We start from the raw sequence: 560 nt of genomic DNA, 5'->3' as shown, positions 1-560 counted from the left end.
CGACCACGAGGCGATGAAGGTGGGGATCTCACCCGACTCGATGTCGCTCGTGACCGCGTTCACCTGCGGGGATCCGAGCAGCTGCACGAAGCCGAGCACCTGGGGCTCGAGCTCGGTGAACTGGGAGACGGACGACTGCACGTCGCTGCCGTGGTCGCGCACCATGAGGTCCACCGTGCGCCCGCAGATACCGCCGTCGGCGTTGCGCTGGTCGAAGTAGAGCTGGTTGCCCTGGACGAGCGTGTTGCCGAGGGCGGCGTACACGGCCGACTGGTCGGTCATGGCGCCGAGGGTGATGGTGTCGTCGGTGACGCCGAAGTCGGTCTGGAGGTCGCCCTCGGCGTTGCCGCCGCCGCCGCTGCTTTTCGCTGAACAGCCGGAGAGCACGAGGCCGGCCGCGAGGGCGCCGACCACGATCGCTCTGGTCCTTGATCTAGTGAGATGTACCACTGTGGGTCCTTTCGTTGGGTGCAGGTGTGTCTTGGGTGGAACCTTGGGCGCTCGCGGCGGCTGGCGCGGCGGGAGGGCCGAACCGGCGTGAGATGGCGCCCCACGCCCGC

General features: G+C 68.8%; 1 protein-coding gene. It reads right to left on the bottom strand.

What is annotated here, in order from left to right:
* Window positions 1–414: ABC transporter substrate-binding protein (locus KV201_RS22425; protein WP_226060665.1), on the bottom strand; the 414-nt coding region annotated here is incomplete at its 3' end.
* Between the last annotated feature and the right edge of the window lie 146 nt (window positions 415–560).

It is taken from the genome of Shewanella sp. SR1, assembly GCF_020447145.1.
Lineage (GTDB): Bacteria > Pseudomonadota > Gammaproteobacteria > Enterobacterales > Shewanellaceae > Shewanella > Shewanella baltica.
The sequence above is the reverse complement of the archived record's forward strand: the minus strand, read 5'-3'. Positions and strand labels throughout refer to the sequence as shown.